This is a genomic window from Marinobacterium sp. xm-m-312 (assembly GCF_013283295.1).
In the GTDB taxonomy this organism is placed as follows: domain Bacteria; phylum Pseudomonadota; class Gammaproteobacteria; order Pseudomonadales; family Balneatricaceae; genus Marinobacterium_E.
Window position 1 is genome coordinate 13,640 of sequence record NZ_WBYS01000006.1, and the last position, 24,408, is coordinate 38,047.

Genomic DNA, 24,408 nt, shown 5'->3' on the forward strand with positions numbered 1-24,408 from the left:
ACCTATTTAAAAGTTGTAAAGATGCTCTCAAAGATTCGTTTCCTAGTTCTACTGTTTGTCGCGGTTGCGACGGTTCAAATTCAGGCAGCCGTTCTGCCTCCACCACCTCAATTAGCGGCAACAGCTTACGTCTTAATGGATGCCTCGACGGGTGACATCATTGCTGAGTCAGGTGCAGATGGTCAGTTTGCACCAGCGAGTTTGACTAAAATGATGACCAGCTACATTGTTGAGCACGAAGTGTCTGAGGGTAACATCAGCTTTAACGACCTGGTGCCAATCAGCGTTAAAGCTTGGAAAACGGAAGGGTCACGTATGTTTGTTCGTGAAGGGACCCAAGTTCGTTTAGAGGATCTGCTTCGTGGAGTCATTATCCAGTCAGGGAATGATGCGTCGGTTGCTTTGGCTGAGTATGTGGCCGGGAGTGAAGAGGCCTTTGCTGATTTGATGAACCAGCATGCTGAGCGTTTGGGTCTAACCAATACCCACTTTAAAAATGCGACCGGTTTACCTGCTGAGGGTCACTACTCTTCACCACGAGATCTAGCGTTGATTGGTCGTGCGTTGATTCAGGACTTCCCTGAACAGTACGCTATCTACAAAGAGAAGTACTTTACCTACAACGATATCAAACAGCCTAACCGTAACCGTCTGTTGTGGCGCGATCCAACGGTCGATGGTATCAAGACGGGTCATACGGAAGAGGCGGGATACTGCCTGGTATCGTCAGCCGTGCGTGATGATATGCGTCTGATCTCTGTGGTTCTAGGAACGACGTCTGATCAAGCTCGTGCCCAAGAGAGTCAAAAGCTGTTGGCTTACGGTTTTCGTTTCTTCAGAAATTACCCTCTCTACAAAGCGGGACAAGAGCTCAACAAGCCAAAAGTCTGGAAGGGTGTAACCGATTCAGTTTCTCTCGGCTTGGGTGGTGATCTGTCGTTAACTATTCCTCGCGGCAGTGAGAATCAGTTAGCCGCGACCTTAGACCTTCCAGAGGTTATTGAAGCACCTTTGGCAGCGGGTGAAGTGGTAGGTCATCTTTTAGTCACACTAGAGGGTGAAGAGGTTGCTCGTGAGCCCTTGCTTGCGCTTCAGTCTGTTGAAGAGGCAGGCTTCGTGAAAGCGATCTGGCACAGCATTGTTCTATTTTTCCAAGGGTTGTTCGGTTAGTCACTGATTGAGCCACCTTTCGTTCACTTTAGAGGTACCTATGAGCGAACCTACAGCTCCTAAAATTGAGTTTCCTTGTCCTGACTACAAAATCATGGTGGTCGGTGACAGTGCGCCGGACTATAGAGATTTCGTAGTTAATACCATGAAGCTTTACGACCCGGATTTGGATGAGTCTAAAGTTGAGATCAATGCTAGTAGTAAAGGACGCTTTACCTCAGTTCGTGTATTGATCACTGCAACCAGTGAAGAGCAGTTGGCGCAGATTCATACCGATCTGAAGGCGTCAGGTCGTGTCAAAATGGTGCTTTAGTGGTATCTGATCTACCTCTAAACGTTCGCTATTTAGGGCGTCAGCCTTATCTAGAAGCCTTTGATAGGATGCAGGCTTTTACTAATGAGCGGACAGCAGACACAGCGGATGAGCTCTGGGTGTTAGAGCATGAGCCTGTTTTTACCCAGGGGCAGGCAGGTAAAGCGGAGCATTTGTTGGGCACCGGTGATATACCTGTCGTCCAAGTCGATCGAGGGGGTCAGGTTACCTACCACGGGCCGGGTCAGCTGGTGATCTATCTACTGCTTGATTTAAAACGTAATAAGTTGGGTGTTAGAGATCTGGTCACACTGATGGAGGATTCGGTTGTCTCTCTGTTAGCGGATTATCGAGTCATAGCCGCCGCAAAACCAGATGCGCCGGGTGTTTATGTCGATGGAGACAAGATCTGTTCACTGGGACTGCGCGTACGCAAGAGTCGTAGCTTTCACGGTTTAGCGCTCAATATCGATATGGATCTTGAGCCTTTCTTACGAATTAATCCCTGTGGCTATGCAGGGCTTCAGATGACACAGTTATCAAGGTTTGATCCTTCTGCGACTAAAGTAGAAAAGGTTGGGTCTGAACTAGTACAATATCTGGCAAACGCAATTGGCTACGCAGAGTGGCACACTATTCATGGATGGGATAGCGAATGAGTGAAGAGACAATCAAACCTAAGGGTGTAGCGGAGCAGGGAGTTAAGCTGCGTGGCGCTGAAAAGTTAGCACGTATTCCGGTTAAGGTAATACCGACTGAAAAAGAGGATATGCCACGTAAGCCTGATTGGCTTCGTGTCCGCATGGGCTCTAATGCTGAAGTTAAGCGCATCAAAGATACCCTGCGTAAGCATAAACTTGCGTCGGTCTGTGAAGAGGCGAGCTGCCCAAACCTAGGTGAGTGTTTTACTCATGGTACAGCGACCTTCATGATCATGGGCGATATCTGTACTCGCCGTTGTCCGTTCTGTGACGTTGCACATGGCCGTCCTAATGCCTTATCGCCAGACGAGCCTATTGAGTTAGCCACAGCGATTGCGGATATGCGTCTTCGTTACGTGGTCATTACCTCTGTAGACCGAGACGACCTACGTGACGGTGGCGCACAGCACTTTGCTGACTGTATTCGTGAAACCCGTGAACGTCTGCCCTCTATTCAAATAGAGACCCTGGTGCCTGACTTTCGTGGCCGCATGGATATCGCATTGGAGATCCTTAAAGATACTCCGCCCGATGTCTTTAACCACAACCTAGAAACAGTGCCTCGTCTCTACAAACAGGTTCGCCCAGGGGCTGATTATGCTTGGTCATTGGAGCTTCTAAAACGCTACAAAGTACTGCGTCCAGAAGTGCGTACCAAGTCTGGTTTGATGGTCGGCGTCGGCGAAACGAACGAAGAGATTGTTGAGGTGATGAAGGATCTTCGTGCACATGACGTCAACATGATTACGATTGGGCAGTACCTACAGCCAAGCCGTGATCACCTTCCGGTTGATCGATTTGTCACACCTGATGAGTTTGCAGAGTTTGAGGCGTTGGCAAAAGAGATGGGCTTTAGTCATGTTGCCAGTGGACCATTGGTCCGCTCATCTTACCATGCTGACCTACAAGCCAAAGGTGAAAAGGTAGGCTAATTAATCCTACTGAGTGCTGGCGATGAGTGTCTTTGCTTGTGCCAGCATCACCTCTTTAATACTTTCATAGATGCTATTCTCCAGCATCTCTTCACGCGCCCAAAGATAGATATTTCTCGGTTGAGATAGCTCTCGTTTGAACTCTATCCGCTTAAACTCTTCAGAATCTTTAAATACCTGCATCGGCACGTTGGGCAATACCGCCAGATGCTTCCCTTGACGAAGAGTCTCTAACAGAAGATACCCCTCATTACGAAAGACAATCTGAGTACGTATTTTTGCTAGACCAGACTCTTTAAGCAGTTCCATCACCTCACGTTCAAAAGGTGACCCGTGGCCAAGACTTAACCAATTCGCTGCCGCTAAATCCTCAATCGTTAAATCCGATTTGTCGGCTAAAGGGTGGTTTTTACTGCAGTAGATGGCGATTTCATCATTAAAGAGGAGCTGTCGGTCACAGCCAGGTATCATTTTGTCAGACGCAGAGGGTGCAATCACAATATCCAGTTGATTATCGATTAGATGATCAATGACAGCCGTTGGGCGAGAGACTTCAATCGTCAATGAGGCCTTAGGGTGCCGCTCTAACAGTGAGTTCATGGCGTCTGGCATGATGGTTGCCGACAGTAGTGGACCAATGCCAATGCGAATCTCTTTGTCCAAACCAATTCTGTAACGCGATGCATGAAATCGTGCCGCCTCCATGCTTCGATTGATCGTTCGACCCTCACGAGCCAAGGCGACACCAACAGGAGTTCCTTTAACGCCGTATCGACTTCGGCTGAACAGCTGTGTTCCAGCCTGCATCTCCAGTGTCGCCATGGTGCGAGTCAGGGTTGGCTGAGTCAGTGCTAAATGTTTAGCGGCTTCTGTCAAAGAGCCCTTCTCAAGGACCACCGATAGATAATAGAGGTGTTTTGGATCCATACGTTTTTTTTAATTTGGCTATTTAAAAATGCATTTTACACATTTATAAGCAATCTACTTGACTGGCTAAGTTCTAAAAATAATAACCCTTGGAGTTAAATGATGTTCAAGAACGCACTTCGTAAAACTGTCCTTGCGACTACATTAGGCCTCGCGTCAGTTACTGCACAAGCAGCAGATATCAGTATGGAAGCAGCAACTGCTCAGTCTGTTGTCGGTCTAATGCCTCAGACTATGGCCTCTTACCTTGCTGATAAGGATGTCAATGTTCAGCTAGCGATGGGTCAGACACTGACTAAGTCACTACTAAAAGTAGCTACGGGCAAACTAGATTCAGCCGTTATTCCACCAGGCGCTTTTAAAGCTTTAACAGTAGGTAAAGGCCCTTACAAGAAGATGGGCGCTGAGAAAGGCGCTGAAATGGCTAAAACTGTGCGTGCACTCTACGGCTTCCCTGGCAGTACTTACCACGCGATCACTTGGGCTGATAACGGCATCAACGAGTGGAAGGATGCAGCCGGCAAACGCGTATACATCGGTCCACCAGCGGGTGCTGCTAACGCTCAGATCACCTCTCTTGCAGCAGCGGGTGGCCTAGCTAAAGATGCATACGAGGGCATCAAAGCACCTTGGGGTGCTGCAGCTCAGGCTTTCCAGGATGGCCAGTTTGACGTTTACGTAGGTTCTTTCCCAGTAGGCTCGCAGGTTGTTGCTGAGCTAAGCCTTAAGCGTCCAATTCGGATCCTAGGAATTCCTGAAGGTACACAGCCTAAAGCTGGATTGGGTATGGAAGCTTCTGTCGTTCCTGCGGGTACCTACCCAGATCAAGCTAATGAGACTGATTCAGGCGCATTCCTAACACTGATGTTTATCGGTGTGAACGAGAAGATGTCTGATGATCTTGCCTACACAATGACTAAGGTTTACATGGAGTCACGTGAGCAGATGGGTAAAGACAACCGTCTACTTAACCACCTAGTTAAGTACAGCCCATTTACAGGTGTAACTGCTCCACTTCACCCTGGTGCTATCAAGTACTACGAAGAGCAGGGTATTGAAGTTCCTGCAAACCTTAAGTAACTATTCAGTTACTCGTTACCTATAAAGCGGGGCAGCTTTGCCTCGCTTATTTAGAGTCTTAATTATGAATACTTCTCTCGCAGCTACTGTGCAAAAGTCGATCGCTTTTGTTTTGGGTATTGTGGTGGCCTTCTACGGCCTTGCAAATATCCTTCCAGCTATTGGTGATTTCCGTTTAGGGCCTTTCCCTATGCACTGGTTCCGACCTACCTTCTTCGCACTTTGTGTAGCGATGGTGTTGGTTGATCTGGCTGATTCAAGCAAGAAAACGCCATGGTGGGTTCTTCTTACAGGATTGGCAGCTACTGCTGGCCTCTTCTGGGGTAGCTTCGAGTTCTATTTCGTCGCGCGCGATATTGATGATGCAATGTTCCTATTTGGCTCATACGAGATGTGGGTCGCAGTTTGCTCGGCTGCAGGTGCTCTATTTTTCTGTTGGCGTATTTGGGGCATTCCGGTTGCAATCCTTGGGGTGATCGGAATTGCGTATATGTGGACAGGGCACCTTTGGCCGGGGCCTTTACGTACTGTTAACAGCGGTATCGAAGAGATGTTGGCGCAGAATCTACTCTTCTCGCTTGATACAGGCATTATGGGAAGTACCTTCTCAATCGTTATTACAACAGTATTCCCATTCATCATTCTAGGTGCCGTTTTAGAGGGCGTTGGTGCCGGTGAGTCGATGATTCGCATCGCATTCTACTGGATGCGTCGCACTGCGGGTGGCCCTGCCTATGCAGCGGTCATGTCATCTGGCCTGTTTGGTACCGTGTCGGGCAGTGCAGTAGCTAATGTTGTCGGCACCGGTGTCGTGACCATCCCAATGATCATGCGTCGTGGCTTCACGAAAAGTTTTGCTGGCGCTGTAGAGGCATCGGCTTCTTCTGGTGGTCAGATTATGCCACCTATCATGGGTGCCGCTGCACTGGTCATGGCGGACTTTGCAGGTGTTGGCTACCTGACGGTTATCGTAGCTGTATTAGTACCAGCTGTAGCTTATTACGTCAGTGTCTGCACGATGATCTACTTCGAGACTAAGCGTTTGGGAATTCAGCCTAACGAAGAGGATATTGCCAATACTCCAGTTCCAGAGAGACAGGACTACCTTAATCTTCTAATGATTTTTGGCCCGCTGCTTGTGATCGTGGTTCTACTGATTCGAGGTATGTCACCATCGGGCGCTTCGATTACCGCTCTAGCACTGCTATTCCCATTGAGTTTCATTAACCCTGAGATTCGTAAACAGCCTGCTCGTTTGATTAAGTGTCTGTCGGATGGTGGATCCACCTTCGCAGGCCTTTTAATGGCGATTGCGGCGGTCTCAATTGTTATCTCAGCGCTTTCAGCAACGGGTGTGCCGGTCAAATTTGGGGTACTTCTAAACTCAGTGGTGACCGATTCATTGATGATTTCGTTGATTGTTGCGGCAGTCGGGTGTGTGATCTTGGGTATGGGTATGCCAACGCTACCCGCTTATGTAACGGTAGCAACAATCGCGATTCCAGCGATGCAGATGCTCGGTTTGGACACGCTAACGGCTCACATGTTTGTGTTCATGATCGCAGTGGGTTCAGCCATCACCCCACCCGTTGCAATAGCGGCCTATGCTGCAGCCACCATCTCAGGGGGTAAACCGATTAAGACATCCGTTGATGCCTCTCGAATCGGTATCATGATCTTCTTGATACCTTTCATGTTTGCTTACAACCCTATGATGTTGAGTGTCGATCAAGAGAATATTCAGTTCGCTTGGCTGCCTTGGGCCTGGTTGATGTTGAAACTGATTGTCAGCATTCCCGTTCTTTCAAGTGCACTGATCGGTTTTGATAAATCAAAACTGAATATCTTCGAAATTGCACTGCGCATCAGCTGTGTCGTGTTGATGTTTGTTCCTGACGGTTACTGGGATCTAGTCGGTCTTGGTGGAGCGGTTCTTATCCTGCTTGCTCACCGTCGTATTCTTGGATTTAACAGCCTTATTAAGGAAGGTGGGGCACTATGACCAATATTATTTACATTGTTGCTGATGATCTGGGTTATGCAGATCTAGGCTGTTACGGTGGTCGTGAAGCACAGTTTGGCATGATCTCTCCAAACATCGATCGCTTGGCAGAAGAGGGCATGATCTTTACCGACGGTTATGCGAACTCTCCCGTCTGTTCTCCGACACGTTTTGCCTTGATGACCATGGCATACCAGTACCGTTTACGCGGTGCATTGGAAGAACCAATCAACAGTCGATCAAAGGGTGACCCTCGTCTAGGCTTACCACCAGAAATCCCAACCTTGCCTTCACAGCTAAAAAAGGCGGGTTACAACACAGGTCTAATCGGCAAGTGGCACCTTGGCTATCCACCTCATTTCAGTCCACTCAAATCGGGCTATGATGAGTTCTATGGCATTATGGCGGGTGGTGTGGATTACTTTAGCCATGTCAGTGGTAAGGGTGACCATGATCTCTACATTGATGAAGAGGAGCACCATGAGCCGGGTTATTTGACGGATCTATTGTCAGAGCGTGCGGTTCAGTTTGTAAACCGTAAAGCAGATGATGCGAAAAACGGTAAACCTTTCTTCCTAAGTCTTCACTACACGGCGCCACACTGGCCTTGGGAGACGCGCGACGACGAAGAGGTCTCTAAAAACATCACCAATCTTTTCCATCTTGATGGCGGTAACATTCATACCTATCAACGTATGATTCACCACATGGATGAGGGGATCGGGAACATCATGGCTGCGCTTGAAGAGCAGGGCCTAACAGAGGATACCTTGATCGTCTTTACCAGCGACAACGGTGGTGAGCGTTTCTCCGATAACTGGCCTCTGGTCGGCGGTAAAATGGACCTAACAGAGGGCGGTATTCGTGTCCCTTGGGTGGTTCGTTGGCCTAAGGGCATTAAGGCTGGCCAGAAAACGACTCAGCACTGTATGACAATGGATTGGTCATACACTCTGATGAAGATCGGTGGCGGCGAAGCGGACCCAAGCTACGCAACGGACGGAGTAGATTTGACACCTGTTCTAACGGGTCAAGTTGAGAGCTTTGAACGTCCTCTCTTCTGGCGTATGAATCACCGTGATCAGCGTGCCTACCGTATGGGCGATTGGAAATACCTGAAAGTTGATGAGCATGAGTATCTATTCAATGTCGTCAACGATGCACGCGAACGTGCGAACCAAGCTAAGAACTATCCAGATAAACTGGCTGAGATGCGTCAAGTTTGGATGGATTGGAATGATACTATTCCAAGCATCCCTGACGATGCTTCTGTTAGTTTGGGTTATGGTCGAGCAGATATGCCGCAGCGATAAGCTGCGGTTTTTAATTTAGGACAATGTGATGGAACTCTCTCTCTTCAGTAGTCTGGATCCTTATGCAATTGTGGCAGGATTCTTCTTCTCGATGCTGATCTTTTTATCGGGTGTTGGCGCTGGCGTTCTGGTGGTTCCCTCCCTGATTGTTCTGTTTAATCTGGATCCAACATTGGCGGTTGCCAGTGGCTCATTCTTTGCCTTTTTAGCGAAGGTGTTGATGACAGTTGGTCATGCGAAGCAGGGTGGGGTTAACTGGACGGTTGGTCGTAAGTTTCTCTACCTATGCTTGCCGGTCACCATCCTAAGTGCCTTGAGCCTAACACTCGTTTCGGATCCAGAGATGCGAGTGACTATGGATCGAGTGCTGATGCTACTCGTTCTTCTTGCTGGCGTGCTCTCTCTCGCTTCGATGTTTACTAAACGGATTAAAGAATATTTAAGCAGACTCAGCCTCTCTTGGCTCAGTGGTATCACTGGTTTTTTGATGGGTCTTACGGGTGTGGGTGGCGGAGTCCTAGTGGTCCCAGCACTCTCTTCATCTGGCGGGCTCTCTGTAAAATCTGCCGTAGCGACGTCGATTCCTGTTGGACTGATTCTATCACTGGCTGTCTCAATCACCTTTGGTAGCCGGGGTGTCATGGATTATGCACTGGTGGCCTCCTTGATGGTCGGCTGTGTGGTCTCTTTGCCGTTGGCCTCTAAGCTCTTTTCACGTTTTAGTGAAGAGTCGATTAAACGGATAACGGGACTCTTTATTGGTCTGGCCCTGATCGGTTTAGTTGAAGCCCTATTAGAATCTATGCACTTAATTTAGAGAATTCTATTTTAACTGACCTATCTCAATACCTTTCCTACCCACTTCTCTATTCTGCTTCTAACTTAATTTAGGAGCAGGCTATGAGTCATAACTACCCAGAATATCGCGATCACCTTAATGAATTTGCCGCTAAGCTGCCGAACGGTGCGCGAAAAGGCTTTGCTGCGTTGCATCAAGGCACCATGAAAGAGGGGGTGTTGGATGTTAAAACGAAAGAGCTTATTGCGCTGGGCATTGCAATTGCGATCCGTTGTGATGGCTGTATCGCCTACCATATGAATGCCGCGACCAACGCTGGTGTTACTCGAGAAGAGCTTGACGATATGATTGGGGTTGCTATGTTGATGGGCGGTGGACCTTCAATGGTCTATGGTGCACAAGCAATCGAGGCGTTCGAGCAGTATCAAGCTCAAAAGTAATTATGTACATTGCCTAAGAGGATATTAAACCTCCTAGGCAATGCTATCAAAAACAGATAAGACTAACGCAACAGAAGGACGGGCGTCGGTGTTCGTCTTAGAAGTGAGGTAGTGGTACTGCCAACCAGCATCTGGCGGATACGCGAGTGTCCGTAAGCGCCCATTACCAGCAGCTCTGAACCCGTCTTAGACTCATGCTCCAGAATAACTTCTTCTGCTTCACCTGCCGCTAATGTGGCATTCACATTAAAGCCAGCCTCCACTAGGACCTTTTCAGCGATCTCCAACTCCTGTTTAAAGTCGAATGTCGCTGGCCCTACCATTAATAGCTCACAATCAGCCTCTTTCAACAGTGGGCTTTTGGCAACCATATCCAGAGCTTTACGAGCGGTTTTGCTGCCATCGTAAGCGATCATAAAACGTTTGGGTTCAACCAGTGCTGTATCTGTAATCAGAATAGGGCGATGCAGTGCGCGAATGATCGGTTCGATATGAACCCCCATTGCATCACCATGCGCGCCTTTGCCTAACACGAGCAGACGAGTATCTGACTGCTCCTCTTCAAGGGTCTGCTGCAGATCGCCATGACGTTGTGAGGTTGACGGTTCGAATGCGCGGTCTTGGTTGGCTCTCTCTAGAGCGGCATTCAACATGACACGACCCTGTTCGCGGGCAATGCGTCCACGCTGCTCATCAAGAGAGGCGAGCTCTTCTAGAAGAGATTCACGGGCACCCAGTCCAATGGTGCCACTGAGTTGACTCTTCTCTTCCGTTGGGAATTCACGTTTATCTAGAACGTGCAGAAGCTTAAGAGGTGCTTGAAGAACTCGGCTAGCCCAAGCGGCCGTGTCACACACCGCTTCTGAGCGTTCGCCGATGCCATCAATACAGGCTACAACTTGAGTCATAACTGCTCCTTAGTGTCCCATCAGCTCATCGATCTGATCAGGTTTATCATGTACGGCGAATTTATCCACGATGGTCGCGCTCGCCTCGTTCAAACCAACGGTATCAACCGCAATCCCTTCACGACGGAATTTAAGAATCACCTTATCCAGTGCGCCGACGGCAGTTAAATCCCAGAAGTGTGCGCGTGATAGATCAATGGTGACACGATCAGTGTCCTCTTTGAAATCAAACGCAGCGGTGAACTTATCACTTGAACTGAAGAATACCTGGCCGACAACACGATAGACACGATGGTTTTCGCCCTCGCCATCCTCTTTGCCAATGTAGAGGAATTGACCAATTTTGTTGGCAAAGAACAGTGCAGCTAACAGTACACCGGCGAAGACGCCAAAGGCCAGGTTGTGAGTCGCCACAACGACAGCGACCGTCGTCAACATGACGATATTGGTCGACATTGGGTGTTTGCGTAGGTTAAAGATCGACTCCCAAGAAAAGGTACCAATAGAGACCATGATCATCACGGCCACCAGAGCCGCCATCGGAATCTGAGAGACCCACTCATCTAGGAAAACAACGAGTATTAGCAGAACCACACCTGCGATCAGTGTTGATAGGCGCGTTCGACCGCCTGATTTCACGTTGATCACTGATTGTCCGATCATTGCACAACCTGCCATGCCACCAAACAGGCCTGCACCGATGTTGGCAAGTCCTTGGCCTTTACACTCACGGTTTTTATCACTTGACGTGTCAGTAAGATCATCGACGATGGTGGCGGTCATAAGAGACTCTAGAAGACCTACGACTGCTAGTGGCAATGAGTAAGGTAGGATGATCCACAGTGTTTCTAGCGTCAGAGGTACATCGGGCCATAGGAAAATAGGGAGTGTGTCAGGCAGTTCACCCATATCGCCTACCGTGCGAATGTCCAGTCCAAGTGCCATTGAAACTGCGGTCAAAACAAGGATGCAGACCAGTGGTGATGGGATTTTAGTGGTTAGGTAGGGGAAGGTGTAGATAATCACCAAGCCTGCTGCTGTCATGGCATAGACGTGCCAAGTCACATCAATCAGCTCAGGCAACTGCGCCATAAAGATCAAGATCGCCAGAGCGTTTACAAACCCAGTCACTACCGAGCGGGATACAAAGCGCATCAACGAGCCCAAGCGAAGATAACCGGCACCAATCTGAATAACACCTGTTAATAGGGTTGCTGCCAGTAGGTATTCAAGACCGTGCTCTTTCACCAAGGTGACCATCAGTAGGGCCATGGCCCCCGTGGCTGCCGAGATCATGCCCGGGCGTCCACCGGCAAACGCGGTGATGACAGCGATACAGAAAGAGGCGTATAGGCCGACTTTAGGGTCAACGCCTGCAATGATCGAGAAGGCGATCGCTTCTGGAATCAAAGCCAAAGCAACAACCAAACCAGAGAGGATGTCGCCACGTACGTTAGAGAACCAGTTGTAGTGTAGTGATGGGCTCATTGGGACCTTCAGGGTATTAAAAAACGAAAGTCCGCAATGTTATCAGCTTTCAAGCCGTTTGTCGGTGGGTGACTGGTTTTGAGTTATTGATCGGATTTGCTAGAGATGTAGTTTTGAAAAAAACTGATGTGAGTATTAAAACCACGAGAAAGAGCGAGTGCTCTTTTGTGGTTCATTGGCAGCTCACCGGCTAGAATAGCGCTAAATTCTTTCGTATCAAGACCGCATAACTCAGCAGCTTGTTCTGCAGTCATCCCGGTTGGTTTTAAGTAGAGCTCCTCAATAAGAGTTCCTAGCTGTGCGTTTGAATCGAGAATTAACATGGTAATGGATTAGTGAACATGAACGAGAGTCTAGTATACACCCTGATCTTAATTGGTGTGATAGCCATTGCACTGCTGGCCTGGTTTATTACCAAACAGTTGCGTGAACAGCGAGAGATTACGCGTCAGTTAGCCGAGCAAGAGGAGAAGTTGGCAGTAGAGGCTGCAGCCAATCGTCGTTACCTAACAGAGAGCATTCGTATCATCTCTAATGCCATACTGCACGATGACAAGATCACTTTGACAGAGGGGTGCATGCGTCTAAAAGTGATGATTGATAATTATGACGCATCGCTGCATCAAGACCCTGACTACCAAGTGATTGAAGAGGTCTATGGTAAAACTTCCCACATTCCTATCCTTCAAGATTGGAAAGCCTTGGATAAACAGTCACAGCGAAAATTTCAGATGGAGATGCTGAAAGTAGAGGCTGAATGCCAAGAAAGAATCCACGTCGCGGCTCAACGTCTGATTGATCATGAGATGCATAGGGTGCACTGATGTCCATACTGCCAGTATTTATCTTTACTCTGCTGGCAACTCTACTGTTGGTCGCGGCACTGACCTTTGGCAGAACACCCAGTTATCGTCCAACAAGAGGATCGGTGATCAATCTACTTGAACGTGTGCTCTCTGGGGAAGCCAAAGTGACCGAGTGGGATCTCTTTCTAGGCTTGCCAATACAGTCAGATCCACTACTGGAAGAGGCAAGGATTGATTGCCTCAGGATACATGAAGGACTTGATGGCGAACAAAAAGCGAGTGAAGGTCTCGCCAACTATCTATATGATCGAAAAGGTCGAGAGCGCATTGCAGAGGTTCTCGAACGGTTAAAAAAAGCGATAAAAAAAGAGCCCACAATACGAGAGTTTTAGGAGCCAAACGTGCTGAACTACCCCAAAACTAAACTGCCTTCTGTCGGTGAAACCATCTTCACAACAATGTCTGCATTAGCGGCTGAAAAGCAGGCAATCAACCTGTCACAGGGCTTTCCAGATTACCTAGGCCCACAGAAGTTACTAGACGGCGTTGGCCGTGCGATTACCTCAGGCAACAATCAATACGCCCCTTTGGCCGGTGTTCCCAAACTGTTGGAACAGATTAAACTCAAAGTGAAAAACTATTATGGTCGTGATTTGGATGTGGCCAATGAAGTGACTGTAACGCCAGGTGCTACAGAGGCGATCTATTCAGCGATTACCTCCGTGATTCAGCCCGGTGATGAGGTGATCGTCTTTGATCCCGCCTATGATAGCTATCAGCCTGCCATTGAGATTAATGGTGGAGTGCCCGTTCATATTAAGTTGCTACCGCCCAATTTTTCGGTGCAGTGGGACGAGGTAAGAGCAGCCATCACCTCTAAAACCCGTATGATCATCATTAACACGCCACATAATCCGACGGGATCTATTTGGCAGCGTTCCGATTTAGATGCGCTGGCAGACATTGTCAGAGGCACCGACATATTGATCATCAGTGATGAGGTCTACGAGCACCTGGTCTATGACGGACAGGTGCATCAAAGTGTGAATACTCATCCAGAGTTGATTGAGCGTTCGTTCATTGTCTCCTCGTTCGGCAAAACCTATCACGTCACAGGCTGGCGCACTGGGTATTGTGTTGCGCCTGCGCCATTAACCAAAGAGCTGCGCAAGGTTCACCAGTACGTTACATTCACAAGCCACACACCGATTCAACATGCGATAGCGGACTTTATGGTTGAAGAGCCAGACTACCCACGAACATTGCCTGAATTCTTTACGCAAAAACGCGATCGATTGGCTAAGGGGCTGCAAAACAGCCGTTTTAAACTGCTCAACTCGAGTGGTACCTATTTTCAGTTGGTTGATTACACAGCGATCAGCGATGAGCCTGATGATCAATTCGTACTGCGTTTGATTGATGAGGTGGGTGTCGCAGCCATTCCTCTTTCTCCGTTCTACTCAAACGGTGAGCAGACAGGTTGTATTCGTCTCTGCTTCGCCAAAGCTGATGACACCCTTGATAAAGCGATTGAACGCCTATGTCGAATTTAACGCTGAGCTATCTTCAAATCGATCTTGCTTGGGAGGACTCTCAGGCCAACCGTAAGGCTATCGAAGAGCAGGTATTAGCTTTAGATAGCTGCGATATTGTCGTTATGCCTGAGATGTTTTTGACAGGTTTTACCATGTCACCTGAAACCTGTGCAGAACCCATTGATGGCAAGAACTTACAATGGTTGATTGAACTCGCGTCTCAAAGCGGAAAAGCTCTGGCAGGCAGTCTCTCTGTTTCTGTTGCAGGGGAGTATCGAAATCGCTTCCTCTTTATCACCCCTGAGGGGCGTGTCGCTAAATACGACAAACGCCATCTGTTCACTATGGGTGATGAGCCAAATCACTACTCGGCCGGTGAAGAGCGCGTCATTATTCACTACAAAGGGTGGCGAATTATGCCGCTGGTCTGTTATGACCTTCGTTTCCCGGTATGGTCAAGAAATTGTGATGAGTATGATCTGCTTCTCTATGTGGCTAACTGGCCGGCTGCTAGAAGAGTCGCGTGGCGCTCTCTGCTTCAGGCGCGAGCCGTGGAGAACCTAGCCTATGTTGTTGGAGTCAATCGAGTCGGTACGGACGGAAATGGACTGGAGTATTCTGGCGACAGCCTGGTGATCTCTTTTGATGGGGAGTTGTTAAAAGAGAGTGAACCGTTTCAAGCAACGATCGAATCTGTTTCGCTGAATAAAGACGATCTTATGGAGTATCGATCTCGCTTCCCGGCGGCCGCCGATCGTGATGCGTTCACCTTGAGCGGTGTTAAGCGCAGAATCGTTGAACTTTAACGAAGTTTAAGCGGGCGCATGCAACGATACTCAGGTAACCCCTCTTTGGTGGGTACAATCGCACTGAGGCGAAGTGCGCTTTCAAGATGACCCGCTAACTCCTTAGGTAGTGGCTCTTCAAATGGGTCAAATGTCTGAAAGTAATCGATTAAAGGATTTCTAAAGAAATAGAGTGCGGATTCAGCGGTAATTTTGTCGCACAGTGCTTTTGCTTTTCGCGTACTTCGGGAATCATCAAACGCACCCTTAAGGCGTGTCTCAACGATTAAAATAATATCGGTTTCAGGTGAAGAGGAGATGTAGGCGCGCATGCCAATCTGCTCGTCTCGGGTATTAAGAAGATCTGCAATATTCGGGATTAACTGCTTATCTAGATCAAGGTTGAGTCTGTAAAAGCCCATATCAATCAGTGTGACCGGTCTCTCTGCAAGTTGGTAGAAGGCTCTAGCAGAATCATCGGCTTTGAGAGCGCCGCTGACCAATAACACGGCTGAGATAATAAGGGCTTTTAGAGAGTAGGTTTTCAATTCATGTTCCTGATCAAAATTTAGCCTATTTTATTCATTGAACAGGAATAAAAAAAGAGGCTCTAAGGCCTCTTTAGAATATTTATCAGCTCACTCTCTCAATTAGAGTTCACCCTCAACCGTTGTAAGTCCATGAATGGTCCAATCTTGGTAACCACCACGGTAGTAGTAGATCAGTTCTGCTGGGTAGCCTTCACGGATCATGGCACGAATGCCGCTTGGGCTTTGTGGACAGGTGCTTGAGTTACAGAAAGCGTAGATCTTAGTTGTAACGTCTGCACAGCTCCAACCCTCACCCTTTTTCTCACAACCGAATTGATCCATGTTCATGGCAACTTCAGTGTATGGAATGTTGATAGATCCAGGGATGGTACCTAGTTGAAGAACGTGATCTTTCATACGCATATCAACGATCATGTTGTTCTCTTTACCAATCGCTTCGATCACATCGATCTCACCAACTGGCGTTACACCTTCTGCTGGAACCATTGGTTGTAGGTAACCCTTAATCAATGCAGGTGGAGTTTTAACTCGAGTGATCTCCATTGGGCCATCTTCAAGCTCAACGGTGTAAGCGTTCATTTTGTCCCATAGCTGGATGTGTTCGTCGCTGGCGATTGCAGTTAATGTGGTACCCGCAAATACTGCAGCGGTAGCGATGCTTAAAAGCTTTTTCATGATCTTTCCTCAGTGTTAATAGCGACTCTTACTTTTTATAACCATAAACAAGAGTCTTATTACCATTATCCTCTTCTGCTTTGGAAAAGTCTTATTAATTTTTAACCTCTGCTATTATTCTTTGATCGAATAATTACTTCGTAGGTCCTGGCATGAAAAAACTGACTCCACTCTCATTAGCCCTGTTTTTGATGACGGCTTCTAGCCACTCAATGGCAGAGATGTCCGTTGATCACAGCAAAATGACTCAACATGATCACGAGATGATGATGAAGCATCTCGGCATGTCTGAAGAGGAGGCTACACCTGTCGTCAATGACCAGAGAGAACTCGTATTGTTTCCTGAAGCTGAATACCATCTCACTTTGCAGAACATGCGAGACCACCTGAGGGGGGTAAACCTAGCCCTAATGAATGTGGCCTCTGGAGACTATGTTCAGGCTGCAGAAGCGATTGAGCAGCATCTTGGTTTTGGCAACAGTCACGGCGCCAATGGTCTGCATTCGGCTCGAGAGTACATGCCTCCTGGAATGCAGATGTTGGGTCACGGGATGCACACAAAAGCGAACGCGTTAGCGACGACGCTCAGGGATTCGGAGATTACTGAAGATAGTCAGGAGATTTTTCTGAAAATGGCCGATCTTACGTCGCAGTGTGTAGCCTGCCACGATGCGTATCGATTGGGCACAGAGTAGAAACTTAGTTCGCGGCGTTTGAGCTAACAGGTGATAGCACACCACCCACATCAACCGCGCCTAATGCGACGTTTACCATGGCGTTAGTACCAACATCGGCAAGTATCTGCTCTTCATTGAGTGGATTCTTGCCGCAACTCTCCAACATGTTGGATGCATTTTTGCGATCGACATAGTCCAAGGCTGCGTTGGCACCGATGATGATGGGTGCCAATCCAACGGTCGCTACCGTCAAAATAGGCGTTGCAATGTTACGTCCCCATTTTAACTTCTCATGCTCAGTGACCGTTGACATGGATGATTCACATTGGGCAGTGACTACATCGCCATTGATACGTAGCTTATGAGCCGTGTCGTAACTCACGCTAGAGCATCCACTTACCAGCAGTGTTGAGCAGATTAAAGAGGTTGCGATGATTCTCATTGGACTTTGCTTTTGTACCATTAATGAACATTGTGACACTTATCTATATAGAGATAGGTTTTCCTGAAAAGTTCCCTAAGTTATTAATTTATTTTAAAAGTGACTCAATATTTACACCTTTTCGTATTCTGCTTTAATACAGTTAACCTGTCTGATTCATCTTAGGAGTTTGTCATGCGCCTATCTACCTTCCCGTTAGCATTTACACTGTGGGTATCGATGCTTGCCACTGTCGCTCATGCTCAACGAGTCCCTGATCTTGAACGTGAACAACGGATGGTGGATGAAATAGTTGATGTCATCTTTGATGGCGACCCTATAGAACTCAGTGACGGTGATCGGGAGTTTCTAGCGATCTTTATGGAGGCCGACGAGCCAAAAGGGACAGTGATCATCGCTCATGGACGTGGTTATCACGCCGACTGGGAGAGCGTTGTAAACCCTTTGCGAGTGGGTTTGGTTGAAGCGGGTTGGAATACCCTCAGCATTCAACTTCCGGTTTTGGAAAAGAGCGCTAAGTATTTTGACTACGTCGATATCTTTGATGAAGCTGCCCCACGTTTCCAGGCTGCGACTGAGTTTGCTAAGGAGCAGGGTGGTCAAGTTGTTTTGCTCGCTCACAGTTGTGGTTCACACATGGCGCAGCGTTGGATTAAGAATCAACCTGAAGCGAGCTTAGCCTCATTTGATGCCTATGTCGGAATCGGGATGGGAGCCACCGATTACAAACAACCGATGGTAGAACCTTTTCAGCTCGATAAAATGCCAATGCCAGTCTTAGACCTTTATGGCAGTGAAGATTTCCCGGCTGTTATCAGAAAAGCGCCAGAGCGTCTGGCTATGCTGGAAAAAGCAGGTAATCCAAAGTCGGCACAGCTGGTTGTTGAAGGGGCAGAGCACTACTTCAAAACACATAAATCTGAGTTGGTCGACACTGTTTCTGGTTGGTTAGATAGGCTTTGACCTTAGTTACGGTAAAGGGTCTTAATTAGATGGTAGCCAAAACGGGTTTTGATAGGGCCGTGTACCTTTAAGATCGGGCGCTTAAAGACCACATCATCGAAGGCTTTGACCATATCGCCACGATGAAACTCACCGAGGCTACCGCCTCTCTTGCCTGATGGGCAGATAGAGTGTTTTTTAGCGAGCTGATCGAACTTCTTGCCCTTTTTAAGCTCAGCTAATATCGCCAAAGCTTCCTCTTTGGTCTTTACCAAAATGTGTACTGCAGATGCGGTGGCCATAGTCTCTCTCGAAATGGTTATGTTGTGTATTCTATCAGATCTACTCTAGCGCTTCTGCTAAGGTGGCGGTAAAACTTAAATGGTTCGGTAGAGGTGTCAGGTCAGATCGAGAGACAGTTTTTAACGGTTGAAACTGAAGATCCGCCAAAACGATTTCACAGCCATCCTGAATTCGACGTTCAATGAAACGTTCAAGTGCCGACAGCCCGCCGGCATCCAGTATCGATACACCATCTAGGTATAAGATGATTTTTTGTTTTCCTTGGCTTAGGTGCTCCAGTTGGTCAAAAACTCGATCAGCGGCAGCAAAGAAAAGCGGACCGTTGATTTTGTAGACGGCGGTTCTTTCAGAGAGCGGCCTAGGGACATGTTTACGCACCCCACTGATATCTTTTACTTGGGTCATCTGTGCTATGTCTCGCATGAAGAGCAGTGCCGCTAGCACGACGCCCACGCAAATGGCGATCACCATGTCAAAGATGACGGTCAGCGAGAAGCAGCTAGTCTCTATCTCGTTAAAGCCCCAGAGAAAAGCCGCTAGGGTTCCGACAATGGCTGCTGGAAGTTAGGTTGGGATGGGCGTTTTAAATTTTGGCCAAATGATCAATGAGGCCAGTGTCACCACCCCGACAACGAGCTCCCCGGTGTGAATGGCAGGAAGATGGTCAAACAGGGTGACAAGCTTGGCAAAGAAGAATTCAGGCATTTCAGCTATATGAAGGCCTAGGAAATCATTGAGTTGCAATACTGCGATAACGACGGCAATGCCACTGGTGAAGCCGAGAGTCACCGGTTCGGGTATATACTCAATCAACCGACCTAACCTCGCGAAAGCGAGCGTGAGCATGATCAAACCGGCCAGAAGCGTTGCGAGTAGAAGTCCATTCAAGCCGTAACTTTGAGCAACGGGATAGAGTATGACTACGAATGCAGCCGTTGGGCCTGAAACGCTGTATCTAGAGCCACCGGTTAAAGGGATCAATATACCGGCAATGATCGCTGTATAGAGACCGTACTGTGGAGGTACACCGCTGGCAATGGCGAGTGCCATAGAGAGCGGAATGGCGATGATACCGACAGTTAAACCGGCGAGTAGGTCTTTGATGAAATGATCAAAACGGTACCCCTCTTTAAAGACCTCACGCAGAGCAGTGAAAGGGAGTACCGAATTAAAACGTGATCGATGTGGCATGTCAGTGAGGACCGTATAGATCGTATAAGATCCTCACAATTTATAAGGTTTTGAGTGAACTAGCTATCGTCTTTTAGTCGTTGCTGCTGTCAACACAGGTGTCACAGTGCTCTTTGAAGATACCAACTTTTACCAGCACCGAGTGGAACCAACAGCCTGCACACCAACCTGCAGCGGCTTCAAGCCACATGAAGGTTAGACAGAGAGGAATGGTCACCAGAGGGGTCCAGCGAGGCATCCAGTTTTGTGTGGTTGTCAGCAGTTCACTTCCTGTGAGGCTGTTTACAAATTCGGCAACCGGTACCGGGTTGAAGAACAGCAGGCAGGCGGCAACCAGTGCGGTACCAATCTTCCAAGCAAACTTCTTAGGCTGGTATGGGCGGTAGACTGGCTTGTGGTGACGGTTCATAGCACCGGCAATCCAGAACAGAGGGCAGAGCCAAGCGGTGCGTTTGCTTTGACTTAGCACCATCTCCCAAAGGACATAGAGCAATAGGTAAGTTTGTGGGGTCCAGTCGTAGACCTGGCGAACGACCTCAGCGGAGTAGATGATCTGCCCAGCCATGTTGGTTTCCCAAGTATCTTCCAGTGTGCTGGGATCAACAATGAAAGCCGAGCCATTTATGGTGTTGTAGAAGATGACTAATATAGAGACGGGTACTAAGAATAGAAAAGCGGCACGTGTTCTAACAACATTGTCGTTGACCATGTCGTAACTCATTGGGTGAAACAGTGGGTTTCTCATCAGTGATCCTCTATTGTTTTTATATTAACTGTTCCTAATAATAGGCTAGGTATAAGCGTTAATAATAGATGCTGCTTAGGTTAAGTTTTTCTTAACTAGTTTGGTTATAGATCTCTTGGTTATTTATTAACTTTGCTAATATAAGCGGCTCTCCAGCAGGGTTATTGGATGTCTAAGTTTCAAATCATCGTCGGTACCGTTTATGGTTCAACTATTGAATTGGCTGATGAGTGTCAGGAATTTCTGACCACTCAGGGACATCAGTGTGAATGGCTAGATACACCCGAGCTCTCTGATCTTGATCCATCAGCTTCCCTGCTGATTATGACGGCATCGACAGGAATGGGAGACATCCCAGACGGTTTGATGCCGCTCTACTGTGATCTATTAGATGAAGAGCCCGATTTAACCCATCAGCGCTTTGCATTGGTAGGGTTAGGGGATTCAAGTTATGACTATTTCAACGGGGCGGCCAAACGACTGTTTGAAGTGTTTTCAAATCTGAAGGCTCAATCGTTGGTTGAGCCGCTCTATGTTGATGCCAATAAAGATCCTGAGCCAGCAGAACCTGTTATGCGTTGGCTAGCGAGCTGGATCGATTAGTCGAAAGGTTAGATTGATTCTCGGTTGTTTAACGCGAAGACGTTTTGGCACTGAGTGCTCCCAATACTCTTGAACTCCAGGGTTCATGATCAGCAGAGAGCCGTGGCTGAGTTCAAAGTCGACGGTCTCTTTTCTACTCTTTAGATCTCTAAATCGAAAGGTGCGAGAGCTCCCTAGTGACAGTGACGCGATGACAGGCTGTTCGCCCAGTTCTGGCTCGTTATCACTGTGCCACCCCATACTGTCATGCCCATCTCGATAGAGGTTACAAAGAACGGCATTAAATGTGTGGTTGGCCGTTGACTCGATTTTGTCTTTAATGGATTCGAGAATGTTCGGAAAGCCGCTACCCTCCATCGTCAGATTAGAATAGCGATAACCAACACCTTTTGATGCTACAAAGCACTGCAGTCTTGGAATAGGGTGGCTTTTTCCATAAAGGGTAATACTCTCTTGGCGCCACTCTAAGGTGTTTGTGAGCTCCATGAGCAACTCATCTGCTTCAGTCGAACTGAGAAAACCTTCGATCAGCTCAGCGTTCAAACGACTACTCATTACAGTTGTTTAAGATATCTTAGCAGTTGATCGGCTATGACCGGTGTCAGATCTAAGGAATTTGTCTCATGGACGATGCTGTTGCAGCTGTGAATTTCGGCAATACCTTTCAATAGTGCATATGCATCTTTAGCGAAAATACCATGGACTCCGATGATCAAAGGTTTACCCATCTCCGCTGACTCCAAGTGTTCAATGGTCGCTAGCATGGTTCTTCCGCTGGAGATGATGTCATCGACTAATACAGGACGATAGCCTATGTATTGGGCCAGTTCAGGCTCTGTCACAGAGACATCGTAATCACCTGATCGCTCTTTCAACAGGATCTGATAGGGTCGATTAGATGCGTTGGCGATGGCAGCTACCCACTGTTCACTCTCCTCATCAGGGCCGATCAACAGCAAGTTATCGGTTTGAGTTTTTAGGAACTCGGTAATCACCGTTTGCGCCGTGCAGACCATTCCGTTGAGTGTGTATACCGCATCCAGTGTTGGATAGCGATGTAGGTGTGGATCGACCGTTATCAGTGCATCAAAGGCGAGGGATAGGTGCTTAGCAAAGTGTCTAGAGGTGATCGATTCGCCCGTATGAAAACGTTTATCTTGCCGCATATACGGAAGATAGGGTGTGATCAGACAGATATTGCTAGCGCCTAGCTCGCGCGCATTTTCTGCAAAACTGAGTAGTGGAAACAGTTTCTCATTGGGTTGGTATAGGTCGCAGAAAATAACCACGTTGGATTGTGCTACGTCGGTATCAACCCTGAGAAACGTCTCCCCATCAGGGAAGTGACGGATTTCAAATTGACCCAAGGGTAGACCGGTGGTTTCAGCGAGTTTTTCCGGAATAGGGTGGCTTGGAGATAGATTAAATAGAATGGAGTTTTTCATAAGTCACCTATTCACCAAAGGTTAAAATTTGTAGATGTGATTGCAGGTAATCAACTGCGTAGTTGAGCTCGCCAATGTGCTCAGCATGAATCGTTAGCATTGGTTGTCCACGTTTAATCAGATCGCCTACTTTAACGTGTAGATCAACCCCCGCCGCCGCATCAGCTGGCGCACCGGCCAACTTGGCGACTTTGGCTAGGATACGATTATCAACAGTGGCGAGAGTGCCATCCTTCTCCGCTAACATTTCGTAACGATAGTGGGCTATAGGTGGCTCTTTAAAAGCGCCTTGCGCCTGACAGATGGCAACAAATTTCTCCCAAGCTTTCCCCGTTGTAACCAACTCTCTGGCGAGCTTTTCACCTTCGCCAGGTGATACTTTACCGCTTAAATCGAGCATTGCACCGGCAAGGTAGACCGCGCGATTTAGCAGATCCTGAGGTGCTTGCTCATCACATTTTAAAACTCGGACAATATCTCGCGCTTCAAGAGCGGGTCCAATTCCTTCACCGACCGGTTGAGTCCCGTCTGTCTTAACAATGGCTAAGGTGACACCTAAGTTATCAGCCACTCGTTTAAAACTGTTTGCTAGCTTATCGGCGGCTTCATCATCTCTAACTTTAGCGGTTGGCCCTACTGGAATGTCGATCAAAACGTGGGTCGCGCCTGCGGCTACTTTTTTTGATAAAACAGAGGCGATCAGCTGTCCTTCACTGTCGATATCGAGTGCGCGTTCTACTTGAATGAGTAGATCGTCAGCAGGGCTCAGCCTCACGGACCCTCCCCAGGCTAAACAACCTCCTTCCGAGTGAACGACCTCTCGCATCTGATCTAAGGTGAGACTGACATCTGTGAGCGTCTCCATGGTGTCAGCGGTACCGGCCGGCGAGGTGATTGCTCGTGAAGAGGTTTTGGGAATGGTTAAGCCTGCAGCCGTTAATATGGAGACCACAATGGGCGTGGTGCGGTTGCCGGGTAAACCACCCACACAGTGTTTGTCTAGGACCTGATCTAGCCCCCAATCAATAGTGCTTCCAGCATTGATCATTGCGCGCGTGAGAGAGGTGATCTCTTCATCATCTAACTTGTCGTCACCACAGGCGGTAATAAAGGCGGCTAAGTAAACATCAGCGTAACGTTCATCAACGATGTCATTAATAATTTCGCTAAACTGCTCTTCATTTAATTTATGGCCATAGACCTTTGATCGCACATGCGACAGCGAATGAACAGGCCTTGGGTGAGACAGCCATATGGACTCATGTCCTATCAGTTTAAGTTTCTCCCAAGCCGATTCAGAGAGTCCGATCTCCCCCTCGTCAATTAGGTCTCCCGTCACGATATTCAACGTGGCGATCATGTGATTCTGTTCTGTCGAGACGAGGACGCGCGTTAGGCTGTTAAACCCTTCCGATTTGCAGACAGAACTGTCTGAACGAAGGTAGATGTTGGGTTCGTGGTGTGTATCAATCCCTAAACGGCGTGCCCTTAAGGGATTCATTTTCTCTGGAAACATAGGTCACTCTTATACTAAGACTAAATTCAGTCTACTTAAAAACGGGATACTTTCCACAAGAGTTCAAACAGTAATGAGGTTTCTACTGTTATGGATCAATCGGCGCTGTTAAAATAATT

30 protein-coding genes are annotated in these 24,408 nt (G+C 47.9%); 16 read left to right on the forward strand and 14 right to left on the reverse strand.

The features are described from left to right. Positions 1–21: 21 nt before the first annotated feature. The 4 genes from XMM312_RS08390 (at position 22) to lipA (ending at position 3,116) form a co-directional block, all read left to right on the forward strand. Positions 22–1,170 (forward strand): D-alanyl-D-alanine carboxypeptidase family protein, encoded by a 1,149-nt coding sequence (locus XMM312_RS08390; RefSeq protein ID WP_173489066.1) that lies wholly within the window; start codon positions 22–24, stop codon positions 1,168–1,170. Between the two features lie 40 nt (positions 1,171–1,210). After that, a complete protein-coding gene (locus XMM312_RS08395; RefSeq protein ID WP_173489067.1) occupies positions 1,211–1,483 on the forward strand; it encodes a YbeD family protein in 273 nt (90 codons plus the stop codon). Positions 1,484–1,551: 68 nt separating this feature from the next. Further along, positions 1,552–2,142, forward strand: a complete 591-nt coding sequence (gene lipB / locus XMM312_RS08400; protein WP_254442908.1) for a lipoyl(octanoyl) transferase LipB — start codon at positions 1,552–1,554, stop codon at positions 2,140–2,142. Further along, the gene (gene lipA / locus XMM312_RS08405; RefSeq protein WP_173482025.1) at positions 2,139–3,116 is read left to right on the forward strand and encodes a lipoyl synthase; all 978 of its coding nucleotides are present in this window, start codon (positions 2,139–2,141) and stop codon (positions 3,114–3,116) included. The genes lipB and lipA overlap by 4 nt, the downstream gene beginning before the upstream one ends. 6 nt (positions 3,117–3,122) lie before the next feature. Here the strand turns inward: lipA and XMM312_RS08410 are convergent, their stop codons facing one another. Continuing rightward, positions 3,123–4,043 carry a LysR family transcriptional regulator gene (locus tag XMM312_RS08410; RefSeq protein WP_173482024.1) on the reverse strand — a complete coding sequence of 307 codons (921 nt, stop codon included), beginning with the start codon at positions 4,041–4,043 and terminating at the stop codon, positions 3,123–3,125. Between the two features lie 99 nt (positions 4,044–4,142). Here XMM312_RS08410 and XMM312_RS08415 point away from each other — a divergent pair, with 99 nt between their 5' ends. The 5 genes from XMM312_RS08415 (at position 4,143) to XMM312_RS08435 (ending at position 9,677) form a co-directional block, all read left to right on the forward strand. Continuing rightward, positions 4,143–5,123 (forward strand): TAXI family TRAP transporter solute-binding subunit, encoded by a 981-nt coding sequence (locus XMM312_RS08415; protein ID WP_254442903.1) that lies wholly within the window; start codon positions 4,143–4,145, stop codon positions 5,121–5,123. A gap of 64 nt (positions 5,124–5,187) precedes the next feature. Next, on the forward strand, positions 5,188–7,125 hold the full coding sequence (locus XMM312_RS08420; protein WP_173482021.1) for a TRAP transporter fused permease subunit: 1,938 nt from the start codon (positions 5,188–5,190) through the stop codon (positions 7,123–7,125). Continuing rightward, entirely contained in the window at positions 7,122–8,438 is a 1,317-nt protein-coding gene (locus XMM312_RS08425; RefSeq protein ID WP_173482020.1) for a sulfatase, read from the forward strand. The genes XMM312_RS08420 and XMM312_RS08425 overlap by 4 nt, the downstream gene beginning before the upstream one ends. A gap of 28 nt (positions 8,439–8,466) precedes the next feature. Beyond that, positions 8,467–9,255 carry a sulfite exporter TauE/SafE family protein gene (locus XMM312_RS08430; protein ID WP_173489068.1) on the forward strand — a complete coding sequence of 263 codons (789 nt, stop codon included), beginning with the start codon at positions 8,467–8,469 and terminating at the stop codon, positions 9,253–9,255. A gap of 83 nt (positions 9,256–9,338) precedes the next feature. Further along, entirely contained in the window at positions 9,339–9,677 is a 339-nt protein-coding gene (locus XMM312_RS08435) for a carboxymuconolactone decarboxylase family protein (protein ID WP_173482018.1), read from the forward strand. 62 nt (positions 9,678–9,739) lie between these two features. Here the strand turns inward: XMM312_RS08435 and XMM312_RS08440 are convergent, their stop codons facing one another. The 3 genes from XMM312_RS08440 to XMM312_RS08450 all read right to left on the reverse strand — a co-directional run bounded on the left by XMM312_RS08440 (position 9,740) and on the right by XMM312_RS08450 (position 12,396). After that, positions 9,740–10,585 carry a universal stress protein gene (locus XMM312_RS08440; protein ID WP_173482017.1) on the reverse strand — a complete coding sequence of 282 codons (846 nt, stop codon included), beginning with the start codon at positions 10,583–10,585 and terminating at the stop codon, positions 9,740–9,742. A gap of 9 nt (positions 10,586–10,594) precedes the next feature. Then, positions 10,595–12,073 (reverse strand): SulP family inorganic anion transporter, encoded by a 1,479-nt coding sequence (locus XMM312_RS08445; RefSeq protein WP_173482016.1) that lies wholly within the window; start codon positions 12,071–12,073, stop codon positions 10,595–10,597. A gap of 83 nt (positions 12,074–12,156) precedes the next feature. After that, the gene (locus XMM312_RS08450) at positions 12,157–12,396 is read right to left on the reverse strand and encodes a hypothetical protein (RefSeq protein ID WP_173489069.1); all 240 of its coding nucleotides are present in this window, start codon (positions 12,394–12,396) and stop codon (positions 12,157–12,159) included. Between the two features lie 18 nt (positions 12,397–12,414). Here XMM312_RS08450 and XMM312_RS08455 point away from each other — a divergent pair, with 18 nt between their 5' ends. Genes XMM312_RS08455 through XMM312_RS08470 form a run of 4 tightly spaced genes read left to right on the forward strand, consistent with a single transcriptional unit; the run spans position 12,415 to position 15,220 of the window. Further along, positions 12,415–12,897 carry a DUF2489 domain-containing protein gene (locus XMM312_RS08455; RefSeq protein WP_173482014.1) on the forward strand — a complete coding sequence of 161 codons (483 nt, stop codon included), beginning with the start codon at positions 12,415–12,417 and terminating at the stop codon, positions 12,895–12,897. Beyond that, complete coding sequence (locus XMM312_RS08460; RefSeq protein ID WP_173482013.1) at positions 12,897–13,271, forward strand: hypothetical protein; 375 nt, start codon at positions 12,897–12,899, stop codon at positions 13,269–13,271. The genes XMM312_RS08455 and XMM312_RS08460 overlap by 1 nt, the downstream gene beginning before the upstream one ends. Positions 13,272–13,280: 9 nt before the next feature. Then, positions 13,281–14,432: a methionine aminotransferase gene (locus XMM312_RS08465; RefSeq protein ID WP_371743477.1), complete on the forward strand. Its 1,152-nt coding sequence runs from the start codon at positions 13,281–13,283 to the stop codon at positions 14,430–14,432. Next, complete coding sequence (locus XMM312_RS08470; protein WP_173482012.1) at positions 14,420–15,220, forward strand: amidohydrolase; 801 nt, start codon at positions 14,420–14,422, stop codon at positions 15,218–15,220. The genes XMM312_RS08465 and XMM312_RS08470 overlap by 13 nt, the downstream gene beginning before the upstream one ends. Here XMM312_RS08470 and XMM312_RS08475 read toward each other — a convergent pair. Continuing rightward, complete coding sequence (locus tag XMM312_RS08475) at positions 15,217–15,747, reverse strand: hypothetical protein (protein WP_173482011.1); 531 nt, start codon at positions 15,745–15,747, stop codon at positions 15,217–15,219. The genes XMM312_RS08470 and XMM312_RS08475 overlap by 4 nt on opposite strands. A gap of 102 nt (positions 15,748–15,849) precedes the next feature. Further along, a complete protein-coding gene (locus tag XMM312_RS08480; RefSeq protein WP_173482010.1) occupies positions 15,850–16,425 on the reverse strand; it encodes a rhodanese-like domain-containing protein in 576 nt (191 codons plus the stop codon). Between the two features lie 152 nt (positions 16,426–16,577). Here XMM312_RS08480 and XMM312_RS08485 point away from each other — a divergent pair, with 152 nt between their 5' ends. Continuing rightward, positions 16,578–17,120: a hypothetical protein gene (locus XMM312_RS08485; protein WP_173489070.1), complete on the forward strand. Its 543-nt coding sequence runs from the start codon at positions 16,578–16,580 to the stop codon at positions 17,118–17,120. 4 nt (positions 17,121–17,124) lie between these two features. On the opposite strand, the gene XMM312_RS08490 is transcribed toward XMM312_RS08485, so the two are convergent. Further along, positions 17,125–17,544, reverse strand: a complete 420-nt coding sequence (locus XMM312_RS08490) for a hypothetical protein (RefSeq protein WP_173483247.1) — start codon at positions 17,542–17,544, stop codon at positions 17,125–17,127. A 174-nt stretch (positions 17,545–17,718) separates the two neighbouring features. Here XMM312_RS08490 and XMM312_RS08495 point away from each other — a divergent pair, with 174 nt between their 5' ends. Continuing rightward, a complete protein-coding gene (locus XMM312_RS08495) occupies positions 17,719–18,507 on the forward strand; it encodes a DUF3530 family protein (protein WP_173482007.1) in 789 nt (262 codons plus the stop codon). Positions 18,508–18,509: 2 nt separating this feature from the next. Here XMM312_RS08495 and ppiC read toward each other — a convergent pair whose 3' ends face one another. From ppiC to XMM312_RS08510, 4 genes are all read right to left on the reverse strand, one after another. Further along, positions 18,510–18,788 (reverse strand): peptidylprolyl isomerase PpiC, encoded by a 279-nt coding sequence (gene ppiC, locus XMM312_RS08500; protein WP_173483246.1) that lies wholly within the window; start codon positions 18,786–18,788, stop codon positions 18,510–18,512. A gap of 40 nt (positions 18,789–18,828) precedes the next feature. Continuing rightward, positions 18,829–19,242, reverse strand: a complete 414-nt coding sequence (locus XMM312_RS11550) for an STAS domain-containing protein (protein ID WP_371743478.1) — start codon at positions 19,240–19,242, stop codon at positions 18,829–18,831. A gap of 111 nt (positions 19,243–19,353) precedes the next feature. Next, on the reverse strand, positions 19,354–19,980 hold the full coding sequence (locus tag XMM312_RS11555) for a SulP family inorganic anion transporter (RefSeq protein WP_254442904.1): 627 nt from the start codon (positions 19,978–19,980) through the stop codon (positions 19,354–19,356). A gap of 73 nt (positions 19,981–20,053) precedes the next feature. Further along, positions 20,054–20,725 carry a DUF4395 family protein gene (locus XMM312_RS08510; RefSeq protein WP_173483244.1) on the reverse strand — a complete coding sequence of 224 codons (672 nt, stop codon included), beginning with the start codon at positions 20,723–20,725 and terminating at the stop codon, positions 20,054–20,056. A gap of 168 nt (positions 20,726–20,893) precedes the next feature. On the opposite strand from XMM312_RS08510, the gene XMM312_RS08515 reads away from it, so the two are divergent. Continuing rightward, on the forward strand, positions 20,894–21,328 hold the full coding sequence (locus XMM312_RS08515; RefSeq protein ID WP_173482003.1) for a flavodoxin domain-containing protein: 435 nt from the start codon (positions 20,894–20,896) through the stop codon (positions 21,326–21,328). Here the strand turns inward: XMM312_RS08515 and XMM312_RS08520 are convergent. The 3 genes from XMM312_RS08520 to XMM312_RS08530 are packed head-to-tail and all read right to left on the reverse strand — an operon-like array spanning position 21,308 to position 24,289. Then, positions 21,308–21,883 (reverse strand): alpha-ketoglutarate-dependent dioxygenase AlkB, encoded by a 576-nt coding sequence (locus XMM312_RS08520; protein WP_173489071.1) that lies wholly within the window; start codon positions 21,881–21,883, stop codon positions 21,308–21,310. The two genes, XMM312_RS08515 and XMM312_RS08520, sit on opposite strands and share 21 nt — an antisense overlap. Continuing rightward, positions 21,883–22,773 carry a ribose-phosphate diphosphokinase gene (locus XMM312_RS08525; protein WP_173489072.1) on the reverse strand — a complete coding sequence of 297 codons (891 nt, stop codon included), beginning with the start codon at positions 22,771–22,773 and terminating at the stop codon, positions 21,883–21,885. Before XMM312_RS08525 ends, XMM312_RS08520 begins: the two co-directional genes overlap by 1 nt. Before the next feature lie 7 nt (positions 22,774–22,780). Beyond that, positions 22,781–24,289, reverse strand: a complete 1,509-nt coding sequence (locus XMM312_RS08530; RefSeq protein WP_173483240.1) for a thymidine phosphorylase family protein — start codon at positions 24,287–24,289, stop codon at positions 22,781–22,783. Positions 24,290–24,408: the final 119 nt, after the last annotated feature.

Excerpts from the sequence above, each read along its gene's own strand:
- XMM312_RS08390 (WP_173489066.1), top strand. The coding sequence starts at position 22 with ATGCTCTCAAAGATTCGTTTCCTAGTTCTACTGTTTGTCGCGGTTGCG.
- XMM312_RS08395 (WP_173489067.1), top strand. The coding sequence starts at position 1,211 with ATGAGCGAACCTACAGCTCCTAAAATTGAGTTTCCTTGTCCTGACTAC.
- lipB (WP_254442908.1), top strand. The coding sequence starts at position 1,552 with ATGCAGGCTTTTACTAATGAGCGGACAGCAGACACAGCGGATGAGCTC.
- lipA (WP_173482025.1), top strand. The coding sequence starts at position 2,139 with ATGAGTGAAGAGACAATCAAACCTAAGGGTGTAGCGGAGCAGGGAGTT.
- XMM312_RS08410 (WP_173482024.1), bottom strand. The coding sequence starts at position 4,043 with ATGGATCCAAAACACCTCTATTATCTATCGGTGGTCCTTGAGAAGGGC.
- XMM312_RS08415 (WP_254442903.1), top strand. The coding sequence starts at position 4,143 with ATGATGTTCAAGAACGCACTTCGTAAAACTGTCCTTGCGACTACATTA.
- XMM312_RS08420 (WP_173482021.1), top strand. The coding sequence starts at position 5,188 with ATGAATACTTCTCTCGCAGCTACTGTGCAAAAGTCGATCGCTTTTGTT.
- XMM312_RS08425 (WP_173482020.1), top strand. The coding sequence starts at position 7,122 with ATGACCAATATTATTTACATTGTTGCTGATGATCTGGGTTATGCAGAT.
- XMM312_RS08430 (WP_173489068.1), top strand. The coding sequence starts at position 8,467 with ATGGAACTCTCTCTCTTCAGTAGTCTGGATCCTTATGCAATTGTGGCA.
- XMM312_RS08435 (WP_173482018.1), top strand. The coding sequence starts at position 9,339 with ATGAGTCATAACTACCCAGAATATCGCGATCACCTTAATGAATTTGCC.
- XMM312_RS08440 (WP_173482017.1), bottom strand. The coding sequence starts at position 10,585 with ATGACTCAAGTTGTAGCCTGTATTGATGGCATCGGCGAACGCTCAGAA.
- XMM312_RS08445 (WP_173482016.1), bottom strand. The coding sequence starts at position 12,073 with ATGAGCCCATCACTACACTACAACTGGTTCTCTAACGTACGTGGCGAC.
- XMM312_RS08450 (WP_173489069.1), bottom strand. The coding sequence starts at position 12,396 with ATGTTAATTCTCGATTCAAACGCACAGCTAGGAACTCTTATTGAGGAG.
- XMM312_RS08455 (WP_173482014.1), top strand. The coding sequence starts at position 12,415 with ATGAACGAGAGTCTAGTATACACCCTGATCTTAATTGGTGTGATAGCC.
- XMM312_RS08460 (WP_173482013.1), top strand. The coding sequence starts at position 12,897 with ATGTCCATACTGCCAGTATTTATCTTTACTCTGCTGGCAACTCTACTG.
- XMM312_RS08470 (WP_173482012.1), top strand. The coding sequence starts at position 14,420 with ATGTCGAATTTAACGCTGAGCTATCTTCAAATCGATCTTGCTTGGGAG.
- XMM312_RS08480 (WP_173482010.1), bottom strand. The coding sequence starts at position 16,425 with ATGAAAAAGCTTTTAAGCATCGCTACCGCTGCAGTATTTGCGGGTACC.
- XMM312_RS08485 (WP_173489070.1), top strand. The coding sequence starts at position 16,578 with ATGAAAAAACTGACTCCACTCTCATTAGCCCTGTTTTTGATGACGGCT.
- XMM312_RS08490 (WP_173483247.1), bottom strand. The coding sequence starts at position 17,544 with ATGAGAATCATCGCAACCTCTTTAATCTGCTCAACACTGCTGGTAAGT.
- XMM312_RS08495 (WP_173482007.1), top strand. The coding sequence starts at position 17,719 with ATGCGCCTATCTACCTTCCCGTTAGCATTTACACTGTGGGTATCGATG.
- ppiC (WP_173483246.1), bottom strand. The coding sequence starts at position 18,788 with ATGGCCACCGCATCTGCAGTACACATTTTGGTAAAGACCAAAGAGGAA.
- XMM312_RS11555 (WP_254442904.1), bottom strand. The coding sequence starts at position 19,980 with ATGCCACATCGATCACGTTTTAATTCGGTACTCCCTTTCACTGCTCTG.
- XMM312_RS08510 (WP_173483244.1), bottom strand. The coding sequence starts at position 20,725 with ATGAGAAACCCACTGTTTCACCCAATGAGTTACGACATGGTCAACGAC.
- XMM312_RS08515 (WP_173482003.1), top strand. The coding sequence starts at position 20,894 with ATGTCTAAGTTTCAAATCATCGTCGGTACCGTTTATGGTTCAACTATT.
- XMM312_RS08520 (WP_173489071.1), bottom strand. The coding sequence starts at position 21,883 with ATGAGTAGTCGTTTGAACGCTGAGCTGATCGAAGGTTTTCTCAGTTCG.
- XMM312_RS08525 (WP_173489072.1), bottom strand. The coding sequence starts at position 22,773 with ATGAAAAACTCCATTCTATTTAATCTATCTCCAAGCCACCCTATTCCG.
- XMM312_RS08530 (WP_173483240.1), bottom strand. The coding sequence starts at position 24,289 with ATGTTTCCAGAGAAAATGAATCCCTTAAGGGCACGCCGTTTAGGGATT.